Annotated in this window: 13 protein-coding genes; 1 reads left to right on the top strand and 12 read right to left on the bottom strand. The window is 54.9% G+C overall.

Features of this window, described 5'->3' with window-relative positions; all coding sequences use genetic code 11:
* Nucleotides 1–59 precede the first annotated feature (59 nt).
* The 12 genes from nuoL to lrhA form a co-directional block, all read right to left on the bottom strand.
* Complete coding sequence (gene nuoL, locus IM317_RS14410) at nt 60–1,901, bottom strand: NADH-quinone oxidoreductase subunit L (RefSeq protein WP_014884634.1); 1,842 nt, start codon at nt 1,899–1,901, stop codon at nt 60–62.
* A complete protein-coding gene (gene nuoK, locus IM317_RS14405) occupies nt 1,898–2,200 on the bottom strand; it encodes an NADH-quinone oxidoreductase subunit NuoK (protein WP_003861496.1) in 303 nt (100 codons plus the stop codon). The genes nuoL and nuoK overlap by 4 nt, the downstream gene beginning before the upstream one ends.
* Nucleotides 2,197–2,751, bottom strand: a complete 555-nt coding sequence (gene nuoJ / locus IM317_RS14400) for an NADH-quinone oxidoreductase subunit J (RefSeq protein WP_023312534.1) — start codon at nt 2,749–2,751, stop codon at nt 2,197–2,199. The genes nuoK and nuoJ overlap by 4 nt, the downstream gene beginning before the upstream one ends.
* 10 nt (nt 2,752–2,761) lie before the next feature.
* Nucleotides 2,762–3,304 (bottom strand): NADH-quinone oxidoreductase subunit NuoI, encoded by a 543-nt coding sequence (gene nuoI / locus IM317_RS14395; protein ID WP_003861491.1) that lies wholly within the window; start codon nt 3,302–3,304, stop codon nt 2,762–2,764.
* A gap of 13 nt (nt 3,305–3,317) precedes the next feature.
* On the bottom strand, nt 3,318–4,295 hold the full coding sequence (gene nuoH, locus IM317_RS14390; RefSeq protein ID WP_008500211.1) for an NADH-quinone oxidoreductase subunit NuoH: 978 nt from the start codon (nt 4,293–4,295) through the stop codon (nt 3,318–3,320).
* Complete coding sequence (nuoG, locus tag IM317_RS14385; RefSeq protein WP_033146078.1) at nt 4,292–7,015, bottom strand: NADH-quinone oxidoreductase subunit NuoG; 2,724 nt, start codon at nt 7,013–7,015, stop codon at nt 4,292–4,294. Before nuoG ends, nuoH begins: the two co-directional genes overlap by 4 nt.
* A gap of 55 nt (nt 7,016–7,070) precedes the next feature.
* On the bottom strand, nt 7,071–8,408 hold the full coding sequence (gene nuoF, locus IM317_RS14380) for an NADH-quinone oxidoreductase subunit NuoF (protein ID WP_023312536.1): 1,338 nt from the start codon (nt 8,406–8,408) through the stop codon (nt 7,071–7,073).
* Nucleotides 8,405–8,905, bottom strand: a complete 501-nt coding sequence (nuoE, locus tag IM317_RS14375) for an NADH-quinone oxidoreductase subunit NuoE (RefSeq protein WP_006176513.1) — start codon at nt 8,903–8,905, stop codon at nt 8,405–8,407. Before nuoE ends, nuoF begins: the two co-directional genes overlap by 4 nt.
* Before the next feature lie 2 nt (nt 8,906–8,907).
* Nucleotides 8,908–10,710 (bottom strand): NADH-quinone oxidoreductase subunit C/D, encoded by a 1,803-nt coding sequence (nuoC, locus tag IM317_RS14370; protein WP_023312537.1) that lies wholly within the window; start codon nt 10,708–10,710, stop codon nt 8,908–8,910.
* Nucleotides 10,711–10,799: 89 nt separating this feature from the next.
* Nucleotides 10,800–11,474, bottom strand: a complete 675-nt coding sequence (gene nuoB / locus IM317_RS14365) for an NADH-quinone oxidoreductase subunit NuoB (RefSeq protein WP_003861482.1) — start codon at nt 11,472–11,474, stop codon at nt 10,800–10,802.
* 15 nt (nt 11,475–11,489) lie between these two features.
* The gene (gene nuoA, locus IM317_RS14360; protein ID WP_014171000.1) at nt 11,490–11,930 is read right to left on the bottom strand and encodes an NADH-quinone oxidoreductase subunit NuoA; all 441 of its coding nucleotides are present in this window, start codon (nt 11,928–11,930) and stop codon (nt 11,490–11,492) included.
* 631 nt (nt 11,931–12,561) lie between these two features.
* Nucleotides 12,562–13,500 carry a transcriptional regulator LrhA gene (gene lrhA, locus IM317_RS14355; protein WP_029741933.1) on the bottom strand — a complete coding sequence of 313 codons (939 nt, stop codon included), beginning with the start codon at nt 13,498–13,500 and terminating at the stop codon, nt 12,562–12,564.
* A 937-nt stretch (nt 13,501–14,437) separates the two neighbouring features.
* Here lrhA and alaA point away from each other — a divergent pair.
* Nucleotides 14,438–15,652 carry an alanine transaminase AlaA gene (alaA, locus tag IM317_RS14350; RefSeq protein WP_008500204.1) on the top strand — a complete coding sequence of 405 codons (1,215 nt, stop codon included), beginning with the start codon at nt 14,438–14,440 and terminating at the stop codon, nt 15,650–15,652.
* The last annotated feature ends 64 nt before the right edge of the window (nt 15,653–15,716 follow it).

Below are 15,716 nucleotides of genomic sequence, written 5' to 3'. Positions count from 1 at the left end.
TTTAAGGCCCCCAGCAGGGGCCTGATTTTCAACGAATTCGAATAAAATTCACTTAACGATCAACGCAACACCATCAGCAGCGCCAGCACGACAACCGCACCTATGCTCATGGACGCCACATACCAGCGCAGGTAACCGTTCTCGCTGTACAGCAGGCCTTTACCTGCAAAGCGGGAAAGGATCGCCGGGATATTCATCAGGCTGTTCAGTGGGTCGCGCTTCAGCAGCCACGCAATGCCCAGGAACGGCTTAACGAAGATCATGTCGTACAGCCAGTCGAAGCCCCACGCGTTGTACCACCAGGTGCCCAGCAGACGGCCCGGCGCACTGTTGGCAACGGCAGTCACCAGCGTACGTTTGCCCAGCCACAGCCATGCTGCAATCAGGATGCCCGCGATAGCGACCACACCGGAGGTGATTTCAAGCGTCAGAACGCGACCGTGCTCAAGCTCGGTGGTGTCTGGCAGTACGCCCTGCAGCGGTGGCACAATCATCGCGCCAACGAAGGTGGACAGTACCAGCAGCACAATCAGCGGCAGGTGGTGGGTGATCCCCTTCCCTGCGTGAGCGTGAATTTGTTCTTTACCGTGGAATACGATGAAAATCATACGGAAGGTATACAGGGAGGTCATGAACGCACCGACCAGACCCGCAACCATCAGATTGATATGACCATTCGCCATGGCACCCGCAAGGATTTCGTCCTTACTGAAGAAGCCCGCGGTGATCAGCGGCAGTGCCGCCAGCGCCGCGCCGCCCACCAGGAAGCAGACATACACCAGCGGAATGGACTTACGCAGTCCGCCCATCTTGAAGATGTTCTGCTCGTGATGGCAGGCCAGGATCACGGAACCGGATGAGAGGAACAGCAGCGCTTTAAAGAACGCGTGCGTCATCAGGTGGAAAATGGCTGCGTCCCACGCCTGAACGCCCAGCGCCAGGAACATGTAACCAATCTGGCTCATTGTGGAATACGCGAGAACGCGTTTGATGTCGGTCTGCACCAGCGCGGCAAAGCCTGCCAGCACCAGCGTGACCGCACCGACGATACCCACCAGATGCAGAATTTCCGGGGTCATCAGGAACAGGCCATGGGTACGCGCAATCAGGTAGACACCGGCGGTTACCATGGTCGCGGCGTGGATCAGCGCGGAGACAGGGGTTGGACCCGCCATCGCGTCGGCCAGCCAGGTCTGCAACGGCAGCTGCGCGGATTTACCCACGGCGCCACCCAGCAGCATCAGCGTTGCCCACCACAGCATGTTGTTGCCTGCAGCGAAGTGCGCCGGCGCCAGTTCCACCATTTCGCGGAAGTTCAGCGTGCCCAGTTCGTTGTAAAGAATGAACAGCGCGAAAGCGAGGAAGACGTCACCCACGCGGGTCACGACGAACGCTTTCATGGCCGCTGCGCCATTCTTCGGATCGGTGTAGTAGAAACCGATCAGCAGGTAAGAACACAGACCTACGCCTTCCCAGCCCAGATACATCAGCAGCAGGTTATCGGCCAGCACCAGAACCACCATGCTGGCGATAAACAGGTTGGTGTAGGCGAAGAAGCGGGAGTAACCCTCTTCACCGCGCATATACCAGGAGGCGAACATGTGGATCAGGAAGCCCACGCCGGTGACCACGGAGAGCATGGTCAGCGAGAGGCCGTCCAGCACCAGGTTGAAGCCGATGTTGAAATCACCGACCGACATCCAGGTCCACAGCGGCACGCTGAAAGGCTGACGTCCGTTGTTAAAGAAGTCGATACCCGCATACGCCGTCACCAGCGCAGCCAGACCGATGGAGCCAATGCCCACGGTCGCAGACAGATTCTCAGACCAGCGGCCGCGAGAAAACGCCAGCAGCACGAAGCCAATCAGCGGAAAAATAATGGTTAAGGCAAGCATGTTCATCCACGCAACTCACTTACTGAATCGATGTTCAGGTTCTGGCGGCGACGATGGAGCTGCAGCAACAGCGCCAGGCCAATACTCGCTTCGGCAGCCGCGAGGCTGATGGCGAGAATGTACATCACCTGACCATCGGTCTGGCCCCAGTAGCTTCCGGCGACCACGAAGGCCAGCGCGGAGGCGTTAATCATGATTTCCAGACCGATCAGCATAAACAGCAGATTGCGGCGGATAACCAGACCGGTCAGACCCAGAACGAATAAAATCGCAGCGAGGATCAGTCCATGTGTTAAGGGGATCATGCGCGCTCCTCCGTTTTTCTTTTCGCGCGGTCGTCAGTGCGGTTGCTCAGCACCTCGCCAGCACGCTCTTCGCGGCCAACGTGGAAAGCAACAACCAGACCTGCCAGCAGCAGCATTGAGGCCAGTTCAACCGCCAGAACGTATGGGCCAAAGAGGGTAATACCGACCTCTTTAGCGCCGATCGGCGTGCCGTCGATGCCCTGATCGTTGACGCCCAGAATGGCGTAAACAATCACCGCCAGCATGATGGCCGACAAAATTGCCGGGCCAATCCACACCTGCGGTTTTAACCACTGACGTTCCTGCTCAATTTCAGAGCCGCCCAGGTTCAGCATCATCACCACGAACACGAACAGCACCATGATGGCCCCGGCGTAGACGATGATTTCCAGCGCACCGGCGAAGTGCGCGCCCAGTGCGAAGAACACCCCGGAAATGGCCAGCAGCGAGATGATTAAGTACAGCAGCGCATGCACCGGATTGGTGTGCGTAATCACTCGCAGCGTAGCCAGGATGGCGATAAGGCCACAGATATAAAAAGCGAATTCCATTGCCCTCTCCTTACGGTAACAGGCTCTTGACGTCGATAGGCTTAGCTTCGTTCTCTGCTTCGCCCTTATCTTTGCCGTCGATTGCCATACCCGCCATCCGGTAGAAGTTATATTCCGGGTATTTGCCCGGACCGGAAATCAGCAGATCCTCTTTCTCGTACACCAGGTCCTGACGCTTGTACTCACCCAGCTCGAAGTCTGGAGTCAGCTGAATCGCCGTGGTTGGGCACGCTTCTTCACACAGACCGCAGAAGATGCAGCGTGAGAAGTTGATGCGGAAGAACTCAGGGTACCAGCGGCCGTCTACCGTCTCTGCTTTCTGCAGAGAGATACAGCCGACCGGACACGCTACCGCACACAGGTTACAGGCAACGCAGCGCTCGGAACCGTCCGGGTCGCGCGTCAGCACGATACGGCCACGGTAGCGCGGCGGCAGATATACCGGCTCTTCCGGGTACATCCGGGTTTCGCGTTTGGCAAACGCGTGCAGGCCGATCATCCAGATACTGCGTACCTGGGTACCAAAGCCTACCAGTAATTCTTTTAAGGTCATGGTCTATAGCCCCTTATGGCTGCTGCCAGAGAATGACAGCCGCCGTTACCAACAAGTTGACGAGCGTCAGCGGCAGGCACACTTTCCAGCCGAAGGACATTACCTGGTCATAACGCGGACGCGGTAACGCTGCGCGAATCAAAATGAACATCATCATGAAGAACGCGGTTTTCAGCGCGAACCAGATGAACGGCGGTAAGAACGGGCCATGCCAGCCACCGAAGAACAGCGTTACCATCAACGCGGAAATGGTGACGATACCGATGTACTCGCCCACGAAGAACAGACCGAATTTCATACCGGAATATTCGATGTGGTAACCGTCGGCCAGTTCCTGTTCGGCTTCTGGCTGGTCAAACGGGTGACGGTGACACACCGCCACGCCCGCGATAGCAAAGGTAATAAACCCAAAGAACTGCGGGATAACGTTCCAGATGTCAGCCTGGTTATTGACGATGTCGGTCATGTTGAATGAACCGGCCTGCGCCACCACGCCCATCAGGGAGAGACCCAGGAACACTTCGTAGCTCAGCGTCTGCGCGGAAGCACGCATCGCACCCAGCAGCGAGTATTTGTTGTTACTGGACCAGCCTGCGAACAGCACCGCGTAAACCGCGAGGCCTGCCATCATCAGGAAGAACAGAATGCCGATGTTCAGGTCAGCGACCACCCAGGTCGGGCTGACCGGAACGATAGCAAACGCCAGCAGCAGCGAGGTGAAGGCGATCATCGGTGCCAGAGTAAAGATCACGCGGTCCGAGAAGCGCGGGATCCAGTCCTCTTTAAAGAACATCTTGATCATGTCCGCGACCAGCTGGAGTGAACCACCCCAGCCCACGCGGTTCGGTCCGTAACGGTTCTGGAACAGACCGAGCAGACGACGTTCACCAAAGCTCATGAACGCGCCGCAGGTGACCACCACCAGCAGGATAACAATCGCTTTCAGAATGCTCAGCAGGATGTCGATAAGATCCGGCGTTAACCAACTCATGCTTTTGCCTCCTGCAGATTATCAAGACGCGCACCCGCCAGAACCGGCGCAATGCCAGGCATACCCATCGGCAGACCCACCTGCCCTGCTGTCAGACCTTCGGAGATAATCAGCGGCAGGCTGATTGTCTGGCCGTCATAGCTAAAGGCAATGTTTGCGCCCGCGTTTACGCCAAGCTTCGCGGCATCCGCCGGGTTAAGCTTGATGTAAGGCTGCGGCATGCGGGTCTGGAAGACCGGTGAACGCTGGGACAGCTCGTCGCTACCGAACAGATGGTAGTACGGCGCGATACGCCAGTTACCTTCCTGCGCCTGGAAGCTCGCCGGTACGGCGGTGAAGAAGTCCAGACCGGTTTCGGAGGCTTCAATCAGACGCACGCCCGGATCGCCGTGACGCAGGGAGCCACCCACTTCAGCCTGGAACTTGTTCCATGCCTGCGGGGAGTTCCAGCCTGGCGCCCATGCGAATGGGATTTGCGAACGCGGCGCAGACGGCTGGTTGTTCCCTTCCATAGAGAAGGCGAACATGGTGTCTTTATCCTGCGGCTGGCGCGGTTCGTGCACGCTGATATTGGCGCGCATCGCGGTACGGCCGCTGTAACGGTGCGGTTCACGCGCCAGTTTCTGGCCGCGAATGCGGAAGCTTGCTTCAGGCGCGGCATCTTTAATGCCTGCCAGCTGAGGCAGTTTTTCCACTACCGCGTCGATAACGTGGTCGAGCTGCGTCCAGTCCACTTCACGGCTCTGCACGGTGCTGTGCAGGGAGTGCAGCCAGCGCCAGCTTTCCAGCATCACGGTGTTGCTGTCGTAGTACGCCGGGTCGTAAACCTGGAAGAAGCGCTGTGCGCGGCCTTCGTTGTTAATAACCGTACCGTCGCTTTCTGCGAAGCTTGCCGCAGAGAGCACCAGGTGCGCTTTGTCCATGATCGCGGTGCGCTGATGGTCAATGACCATCACCAGCGGCGCTTTGGAGAGCGCGGCGTCAACGCGAGCGGCAGAGGCGTGGCGATGCAGGTCGTTTTCCAGCACCACAACGGCGTCAGCGGCACCGGACTCCAGTTCGCTTAACGCTTCTTCCAGCGAGCCGCCACCGATCATGCCCAGACCGATGCTGTTTACCGCACGGGCAATCATGGTCACACCGACGTCAGCACCGCGGCCTTTCAGGGCTTTGGCAACGTTGGCTGCCGCCTGAATGATCTCCGCGCTACCGGCGTTGGTACCGGAAATAATCAGCGGTTTTTTCGCACCCGCCAGGGCCTGAACAATCACGTCAACCTTGTTTTGCAGGTCGCGATCCAGTTCAACGGCCGGCGAGCTGCTGTCCAGTGCGTGGGCAATGGCAAAGCCGAGGCGCGCCTGATCTTCAACCGGCGCGCAGTAAGTCCACGCGGCGATATCGTCCAGACGGGTGTTGTCGATGTTCGTCACAAACAGAGGATGCTTCGCGCGCTGGCCAATGTTGAGGATCGCCGCAATCTGCCAGTCAGCCACTTTCTGCGCCGCTGCCATTTCACGTGCTTTCCCCTTCACCGCCTGGCGAACCGCCAGAGCCGCGCGTGCGCCCGTCTGCGTCAGGTCTTCACCCAGCACCAGGACCGCATCATAAGATTCGATTTCGCGCAGCGCAGGGGTATGAATACCGCCTTCACGCAGCACTTTCAGTACCAGCTGCAGACGTTCCTGCTCGCCCTGAGCGATACCGGTATAGAAGTTTTCCGCTCCAACCAGCTCGCGCAGCGCAAAGTTGCTTTCGATGCTGGCACGCGGGGAGCCGATACCGATCACTTTCTTCGACTGGCGCAGAATATCTGCCGCGCCCTGCATCGCCTGCTCAGCGTTCAGGGTAATGAAGTCGTCGCCACGGCGCTGAACCGGCTGACGCGGACGGTCCTTCAGGTTCACATAGCCATAGCCGAAACGACCGCGGTCGCAGAGGAAGTAGTGGTTAACGGTACCGTTGTAACGGTTTTCGATACGACGCAGCTCGCCGTAACGCTCACCCGGGCTGGTGTTACAGCCGAGGGAACACTGCTGGCAGATGCTTGGCGCAAACTGCATGTCCCATTTACGGTTGTAACGCTCGGAGTGGGTTTTATCGGTGAATACGCCTGTCGGGCAGATTTCTACCAGGTTACCGGAGAATTCGCTTTCCAGCACGCCGTCTTCCGGACGACCGAAGTAGACGTTATCGTGCGCGCCATACACGCCCAGATCCTGACCGTCTGCGTAATCTTTGTAGTAACGCACGCAGCGGTAGCAGGCGATGCAGCGGTTCATTTCGTGAGAGATGAACGGCCCCAGGTCCTGGTTACGGTGGGTACGCTTGGTAAAGCGATAGCGACGGAAGCTGTGGCCGGTCATCACGGTCATATCCTGAAGGTGGCAGTTACCGCCCTCTTCACAGACCGGACAGTCGTGCGGGTGGTTGGTCATCAACCATTCCACAACGCTTTCGCGGAACTGTTTAGCTTCTTCGTCATCAATCGAAATAAAAGTGCCTTCGGTGGCTGGCGTCATACAGGACATCACCAGGCGACCACGCGTGTCTTCCGCGTTTTGATATTGCTTCACCGCACACTGGCGGCAAGCACCGACGCTGCCCAGCGCCGGATGCCAGCAAAAGTACGGAATATCGAGGCCAAGAGACAGACAAGCTTCCAGCAGGTTGTCCGCCCCGTTGACTTCGTATTCTTTGCCGTCTACATGAATCGTAGCCATTAGCATGCTTCCAGTTGGCTCGGTCGAAACCGAGCGTTAATCAAAATTCTTGTCGTTACCAGCGCGCTTTAAGCAGGTTCGGCTGAATCCCATTGATGGCATGGGTATTGCTGAACGGCTGCTTGATGCCTGCTTCGAACTCGTCGCGGAAATATTTGATCGCGCTCTGCAGAGGTTCGACGGCACCCGGTGCGTGGGCACAGAAGGTTTTACCCGGGCCTAAGAATCGACACAGTTGCTCAAGCGTCTCGATATCCCCAGGCTGGCCTTCGCCACGTTCGATTGCTCGCAGGATCTTCACGCTCCACGGCAGACCATCACGGCACGGTGTACACCAGCCGCAGGACTCGCGGGCGAAGAACTCTTCCAGGTTACGCACCAGCGAGACCATGCCGATCTCGTGGTCGACGGCCATCGCCAGCGCCGTACCCAGACGGCTGCCTGCTTTACCAATGCTTTCGAATTCCATTGGCAGGTCAAGATGGGCTTCGGTCAGGAAATCTGTCCCTGCCCCACCCGGCTGCCAGGCTTTGAATTTCAGGCCATCGCGCATGCCGCCAGCGTAGTCTTCAAGAATTTCACGTGCGGTGGTACCGAACGGCAGTTCCCAGACGCCAGGATTTTTAACGCGACCAGAGAAGCCCATCAGCTTGGTACCGGCATCTTTGCTTGAGGAGATGCCCTGATACCACTCCACGCCGTTGGCGAGGATAGCCGGAACGTTACACAGGGTTTCAACGTTGTTTACGCAGGTCGGTTTACCCCATACGCCGGAACTTGCCGGGAACGGTGGCTTGGAACGCGGGTTCGCGCGGCGGCCTTCCAGGGAGTTAATCAGCGCGGTTTCTTCACCGCAGATATAACGCCCTGCGCCGGTGTGCACGAACAGTTCAAAGTCAAACCCGGTGCCCAGGATGTTTTTACCCAGCAGGCCCGCTTCGGTGGCTTCGGCAATCGCGCGACGCAGGTTTTCCGCTGCTTCGATGTACTCACCGCGCAGGAAGATGTAGCCACGGTAGGCTTTCAGCGCAAACGCGGAGATCAGCATGCCTTCCACCAGCAGGTGCGGCAGCTGTTCCATCAGCAGGCGGTCTTTATAGGTGCCCGGCTCCATTTCATCGGCGTTACACAGCAGGTAACGGATGTTCATGGATTCGTCTTTCGGCATCAGGCTCCACTTCAGACCGGTGGAGAAGCCCGCACCGCCGCGCCCTTTCAGGCCGGAGTCTTTCACCGCATTAACGATGTCGTCCGGCGCCATGCCGCCAAGGGCTTTACGCGCGCCGGCATAGCCGTTTTTGCTCTGGTATTCGTCGAGCCATACCGGCTGTTTGTCATCGCGCAGACGCCAGGTCAGCGGATGCGTCTCAGCAGTACGAATTACAGTTTTCATTTGTACTGCTCCAGCAGGTCAGGAATCGCTTCCGGCGTCAGATGGCTATGAGTGTCCTCATCAATCATCATGGTCGGCCCCTTGTCGCAGTTACCCAGGCAGCAGGTTGGCAGCAGGGTAAAGCGCCCATCGAACGTGGTCTGGCCCGGCTTGATATTGAGCTTTTTCTCAATCGCAGCCTGAATGCCCTGATAACCGGTGATGTGGCAGACAACGCTGTCACAGTAGCGGATCACATGGCGGCCTACCGGCTGACGGAAGATCTGGCTGTAGAACGTGGCTACGCCCTCTACGTCACTTGCCGGAATACCCAGCACTTTCGCGATCTCATAGATCGCCCCATCCGGCACCCAACCACGCTGTTTCTGTACGATTTTCAGCGCTTCAATGGACGCCGCACGCGGGTCTTCGTAGTGGTGCATCTCGTGCTCAATCGCGGCACGTTCTGCTTCACTCAGCTCAAAAGCCTCGGTTTGTGGTTGTTGATTCTCGTGCATAATTAGCGGTCCACATCTGACATAACAAAATCGATACTACCCAGATACACAATCAGGTCAGAGACCAGACTGCCGCGGATGGCGGACGGGATCTGCTGCAGGTGCGCAAAGCTCGGCGTACGCACGCGGGTACGGTAGCTCATGGTGCTGCCGTCACTGGTCAGGTAGTAACTGTTAATACCCTTGGTCGCTTCAATCATCTGGAAGGATTCTTGCGCCGGCATGACCGGACCCCAGGAAACCTGCAGGAAGTGGGTGATCAGGGTTTCGATATGCTGCAGCGTGCGCTCTTTCGGTGGCGGCGTCGTCAGCGGGTGATCCGCCTTGAACGGGCCTTCCGGCATGTTGTTGAGGCACTGCTCAAGGATGCGCAGACTCTGGCGTAGCTCTTCCACTTTCAGCATCACGCGGGTGTAGCAGTCGGAAACACCGCCGCCCACCGGGACTTCAAAGTCGAAGTTCTCGTAGCCAGAGTAAGGACGGGCTTTACGCACGTCGAAATCAATACCGGTCGCACGCAGACCTGCACCTGTCGTACCCCACTCCAGCGCTTCTTTCGCGCCGTAGGCAGCAACGCCCTGGGAACGGCCTTTCAGGATGGTGTTACGCAGCGCGGCTTTCTCGTATGACGCCAGACGTTTTGGCATCCAGTCGAGGAACTCACGCAGCAGACGGTCCCAGCCGCGCGGCAGATCGTGTGCCACGCCGCCGATACGGAACCATGCCGGGTGCATACGGAAACCGGTAATCGCTTCCACCAGATCGTAGATTTTCTGACGGTCGGTAAAGGCGAAGAAGACCGGGGTCATCGCGCCGACGTCCTGAATGAACGTGGAGATGTACAGCAGGTGGCTGTTGATACGGAACAGTTCTGACAGCATAACGCGAATCACGTTAACGCGATCCGGCGTAACGATACCCGCCAGTTTCTCAACGGCCAGCACGTATGGCATTTCGTTGACGCAGCCGCCGAGGTACTCGATACGATCGGTATACGGAATGTAGCTGTGCCAGGACTGACGCTCGCCCATCTTCTCAGCACCACGGTGGTGGTAGCCGATGTCCGGAACACAGTCGACAATCTCTTCGCCATCAAGCTGAAGGATAATACGGAATGCACCGTGCGCAGACGGGTGGTTTGGACCGAGGTTGAGGAACATGAAGTCCTCGTTGTCGGTACCGCGCTTCATGCCCCAGTCTTCCGGCTTGAAGGTCAGCGCTTCCATTTCCAGGTCCTGTTTGGCTTTGGTCAGCTCAAACGGGTCGAATTCGGTTGCACGCGCAGGGTAGTCTTTACGCAGCGGGTGGCCGGTCCAGGTCTGCGGCATCATGATGCGCGTCAGATGCGGGTGGCCGTCGAAGGTCATGCCGAACATTTCCCAGGTTTCACGCTCATACCAGTTCGCGTTCGGGAAAAGTTTGGTGATCGTCGGCAGATGCATGTCGTTTTCAGACAATGCCACCTTGAGCATGATATCCGTATTACGGTCTATTGAGATCAGGTGGTAGAAAACGGAAAAATCCGCAGCAGGGAGACCCTGGCGGTGGGTACGCAGACGTTCATCCATGCCGTGTAAGTCAAACAGCATGACGTACGGTTTTGGCAATTTCTTAAGGAAATCGACAACTTCCAGCAATTGCTCACGCTTCACCCAAACAACGGGTACCCCGGTGCGGGTAGCCTGAACAGTAAAGGCATCCGGCCCAAAACGGTTGCGCAGTTCGCCAATGACTGGGTCATCCAGATGATCCCGGGTCTGCCAGGCGGCTTCTTGCGCGGTTAAGTCGGTCATATTGTTCACCATTGCAAATGGTCCGTGGTGACTGTTGAGCCTGGCTTCGCGCTATTTGAGTAGTGATATGCGAAGGTGTTCTCCAGACCTACAGGCGCAAATTAAATTTCGTCAGGCGTACGCAGATTGGTGACGGCAATACGTTCACCACGTTTACGCTCGCGCTCAGACTGCATGTTCGCGCGATACACACCCTGATCGCCAACAACCCACGACAGTGGGCGACGTTCTTTACCAATAGATTCCTGCAGCAGCATCAGCGCCTGCATGTAGGCTTCCGGACGTGGCGGACAACCCGGGATGTACACATCCACTGGGATAAATTTATCTACGCCCTGCACGACGGAATAAATGTCGTACATACCGCCAGAGTTTGCACATGCGCCCATGGAGATAACCCATTTTGGCTCCAGCATCTGGTCATACAGACGCTGAATAACAGGTGCCATCTTGGTAAAGCACGTACCGGCAACCACCATCAGGTCAGCCTGACGCGGGGAAGCACGGAGTACCTCGGCCCCAAAACGCGCAACGTCATGCACCGCAGTGAATGACGTCACCATTTCAACGTAGCAGCAAGAAAGACCAAAGTTGTAAGGCCAGATGGAGTTCTTACGACCCCAGTTGACCATATCGTGCATGGCATGTTCGAGCTTGCCCATGTACACGCTTTTATTGACTTCTTGCTCCAGGGGGTCGGTTACGATCTCCTGTTTTTGCAGGGGGTAACGGTCATTCTCACCGTTAGGATCTATGCGGGTGAGCGTATAATCCATCTTATTGCCTCGCTGTTACTGCTGACGATTAGAGATACTGTTTTCCGGGTTGATGTGTTCACGACGTGAACGCGCAGGCGTCCAGTCAAGCGCGCCAATACGCACCAGATAAACCAGACCGGCCAGTAGCACTAAAATGAAAATTGCGGCCTCGACAAAGCCCACCCAACCACTTTCGCGGATGGACGTTGACCATGCGAAAAGGTAAAGCGCTTCCACGTCGAAGATGACGAAGAACATGGCTACCAGATAGAACTTGGCAGACAGGCGTAAGCGAGCGGAACCTACTGAATCAATACCTGATTCGAAAGGTGTGTTTTTGTGCCTTGCACGGGCGCGACCGCCCAGGAACCAGCCGCCGACTAACATCAGGCAGCACAGGCCAATGGCTACAATAAGAAAGATTGCGAATGCCCAGTGATGAGCGATGACTTCTGTGGATGTTGACATACTCATTGCTTACTCATCAAAAGTGATACCAACGACACTGCTCTTGCTGGCAGATGGGCATCACATCGATTCATGGGGAGGAACAAATAACCTTACACTAACTGTCAGAAATGAGACGTAGACAGCAAAATGATGGGGTTTTTTACTCCTTTCTATAACCTATTGTCAACTTTAACAAAGGTTTCTTCACATTAAATTACATCGAGCGATTCTCATTAACATTTGGTGCCCTTTAACCCTGGTGGGTGCATGACTTTCCGTCAAATGTATGTTGTTGAATCGTGTCCGTTTCGGAAGTAAAAAAAATAACCCTCCTATTTTGACAGGATTTGCCAACGATTCCTCCCCCCAAATAGGAGTATTTTCTTGATCTGCGACACGCTTTTGTTAATTCAACATGGAAAACGGCAACATATTTCCTGTTTTTTTAACATGAGAGGGATATGGGCGAAGTTAGAACGGAAAACGGACAAGTTTTAAGCAAAAGTATTCAGCTTATTGATAAATAAGAGAGTATCCTGAAAACCCTTGCGCCATAAGCGGGTATTATTGCGTAAAAAAAGCCACTGCATGTGAAAATCACACGAGTGGCTGTTTTTTACACTTACATTTTGTTACCAGAATATTGAGCTATCGATCACTCAAAATCCCCTTCGACGATCAGGGAGTCATCCCCCCCTTCGGAGGTAACGCGCTCGAATTGCCACGGGTTATGGTAGTTTTCCATCGCCTCGAACACCACTTTGGCCAACTCGTTATGGCTGGACGAATTGTGGCAGAGCAGATACTCCGTATCCGGCAGCGCAGGAAGACCGTCGGATTTCCCCAGAACGCGCAGATCGGGGCTCATCATCTCTACCGGACGGGCCGTTACGCCCAGACCGGCCTTCACGGCGGCACGAACCGCTGGCAGCGTGGAAGCCACATACGCCAGACGCCACGGAATGTTGGCCTCATTCAGCGCCGTGAGCACCATATCGCGGAACGGGCTCGGGTCATCCAGCAAGACCAGCGGAACCGGCTCCCCTTTTTGCAGCACGTACTCGGCTGCGCAATACCAGTGTGTAGGTGATGTGCGCAGCGTCAGGCAATCAAACTGCCCGGGACGATGCGTCGTCACCACAAGGTCGACTTTGTGCTCATTTAACATCTCAACCATAAAGGCATTACGTTTTACGCTAACGTCCAGCGCAAGCTTCGGATAAACCGAACTAATACGGTTGAGAAGAAACGGCAATATAGTATCCGCTGACTCATCAGATGCGCCTAACGTTAGCACCCCTTGAAGGTTGCTAAACATTAATGACATACATGCTTCATCATTAAAGCGAAGAATTTTCCTGGCATAACCCAGTAGCTGAATACCGTGTTCCGTTAAGAGCTTATTACGCCCGTGACGTGCAAAAAGCTCTTTACCAACCAGTTGCTCCAGCCGCTGCATTTGCTGGCTAACGGCGGACTGAGTTCGGCAAACGGCGGCAGCAGCTGCTGCAAAAGTGTTGAGATCGGCGACCGCAACAAACGTTCTCAGCAGATCGAGGTCGAGATTCATTATCGGACGATTTGCATTTATCATATCTATTCACTTTCAGGTTGCTCGTGCGGAGCTGCCCGGGTTGAAGCTGTGTGTAACAGTTAAGCAATTCCCTCTGAAGGTTTTCCCTCGCATCCCGGCCCGGCAGACTGCCTGACAGATAGTTATTGTGCTGCTTTATATCAACAGTCAGAAAGCACGTTTCATGACGTTATTTTTATTCTCTTAAACGTTCAGGATATTTAGATGTTCGCAGGTTTATGTAAATTACATTAAAGGTATAACACCTTTTCTGCCATCTTTATCGCAGCGCTGTCAACGTAGCAGGAGATGTGCGACACATTCCAGCCAGAGATAACTCCAACAATAACAATCAATTAATTCGAAAAGTCAGTGCCAGATATACAAAATTTTTGCATCTGTCCTCTGCTTTCCTGAAAGACATCTTAACCCAAATCCACTTTATTTATAAGTCTTATTGCAATATTGAGGATTAAAGAAGAATGTTAAGCTTCTAAACTAATTTTATTAAAATTAACTAAAGTTGCATTTTATAGGTTAATAATAAATAAATTTTAATTTAGATTAAGACCATTCATTAATGGCACTTAACATTAATTTCACATGAGTAACTTTTAGCCACATTATGCTTTTACAGGAACATGTATCAAGCATTCAGGTTTTACGAAAAGTCACGCAGGGTGATTGCTACCGTTGTCAGGTTCACCACTTATTTTTACCAGCACAATATACAGAATTCTGACAAATGAATAGCACATTTAACCTATCATCGTGCCATGCGCACAACTTTAAGACAGTAAAAAAGCTAACGCACAGCGAAAAAGATTTATCAAAATTTTGCTCCCGGCACAAAATCTTCTACTGCACACCCTTCAAAACGAAGCGAGGGGGGAGTACATTATTCCGTGCTGACTTCCACGGCAGGGAGCGGCAATAATAGCGAAAAGGTTAAAGGTTCATGTCCCCTATCGAAAAATCCAGCAAGCTAGATAACGTCTGTTATGACATCCGCGGCCCGGTTCTGAAAGAGGCAAAACGCCTTGAAGAGGAAGGCAACAAGGTTCTGAAACTCAACATTGGTAACCCTGCGCCATTTGGTTTTGAAGCGCCGGATGAAATTCTGGTTGATGTGATCCGCAACCTTCCAACTGCACAAGGCTATTGCGATTCAAAAGGACTTTACTCCGCACGTAAAGCCATCATGCAGCACTACCAGGCGCGCGGTATGCGTGATGTTACCGTTGAAGATATCTATATCGGCAATGGCGTTTCCGAACTGATCGTGCAGGCGATGCAGGCGCTGCTGAACAGCGGGGACGAAATGCTGGTGCCCGCGCCGGACTATCCGCTGTGGACGGCTGCCGTATCACTGTCGAGCGGGAAAGCCGTGCACTATCTGTGCGACGAGTCCTCCGACTGGTTCCCGGACCTCGATGATATTCGCGCAAAAATCACGCCCCGCACGCGCGGCATCGTGATCATTAACCCGAACAACCCGACGGGTGCAGTGTACTCAAAAGAGTTGCTGATGGAGATCGTCGAGCTCGCCCGCCAGCACAACCTGATCATCTTTGCCGACGAAATTTACGACAAGATCCTGTACGACGCGGCACAGCACCACTCAATCGCTGCGCTGGCACCGGATCTGCTGACCGTCACCTTTAACGGCCTGTCTAAAACCTACCGCGTGGCCGGTTTCCGTCAGGGCTGGATGGTACTGAACGGCCCGAAAAAGCACGCCAAAGGCTATATCGAAGGGCTGGAGATGCTGGCCTCGATGCGTTTATGCGCCAACGTGCCGGCGCAGCACGCAATCCAGACGGCGCTGGGTGGTTATCAGAGCATTAGCGAGTTCATCGTTCCCGGTGGTCGCCTGTATGAACAGCGCAACCGCGCGTGGGAGCTGATCAACGATATCCCGGGCGTCTCCTGCGTGAAGCCGAATGGCGCGCTGTATATGTTCCCGAAAATTGACGCGAAGCGCTTCAATATTCATGACGATCAGAAAATGGTGCTGGATTTCCTGCTTCAGGAAAAAGTGCTGCTGGTTCAGGGGACGGCGTTTAACTGGCCGTGGCCGGATCACGTGCGCATCGTGACGCTGCCGCGCGAAGATGACCTCGAAATGGCCATCAGCCGCTTCGGGCGCTTCCTCTCCGGATACCATCAGTAATCTTAAAATCAGGCTACTTCGGTAGCCTGATTTGCATCTTTCCTCCCCTCCCCGCACAATGAAC

It is taken from the genome of Enterobacter cloacae complex sp. S3, from assembly GCF_014930495.1.
In the GTDB taxonomy this organism is placed as follows: Bacteria; Pseudomonadota; Gammaproteobacteria; order Enterobacterales; family Enterobacteriaceae; genus Enterobacter; species Enterobacter asburiae_B.
This window is presented reverse-complemented; position numbering and strand designations above follow the sequence as displayed.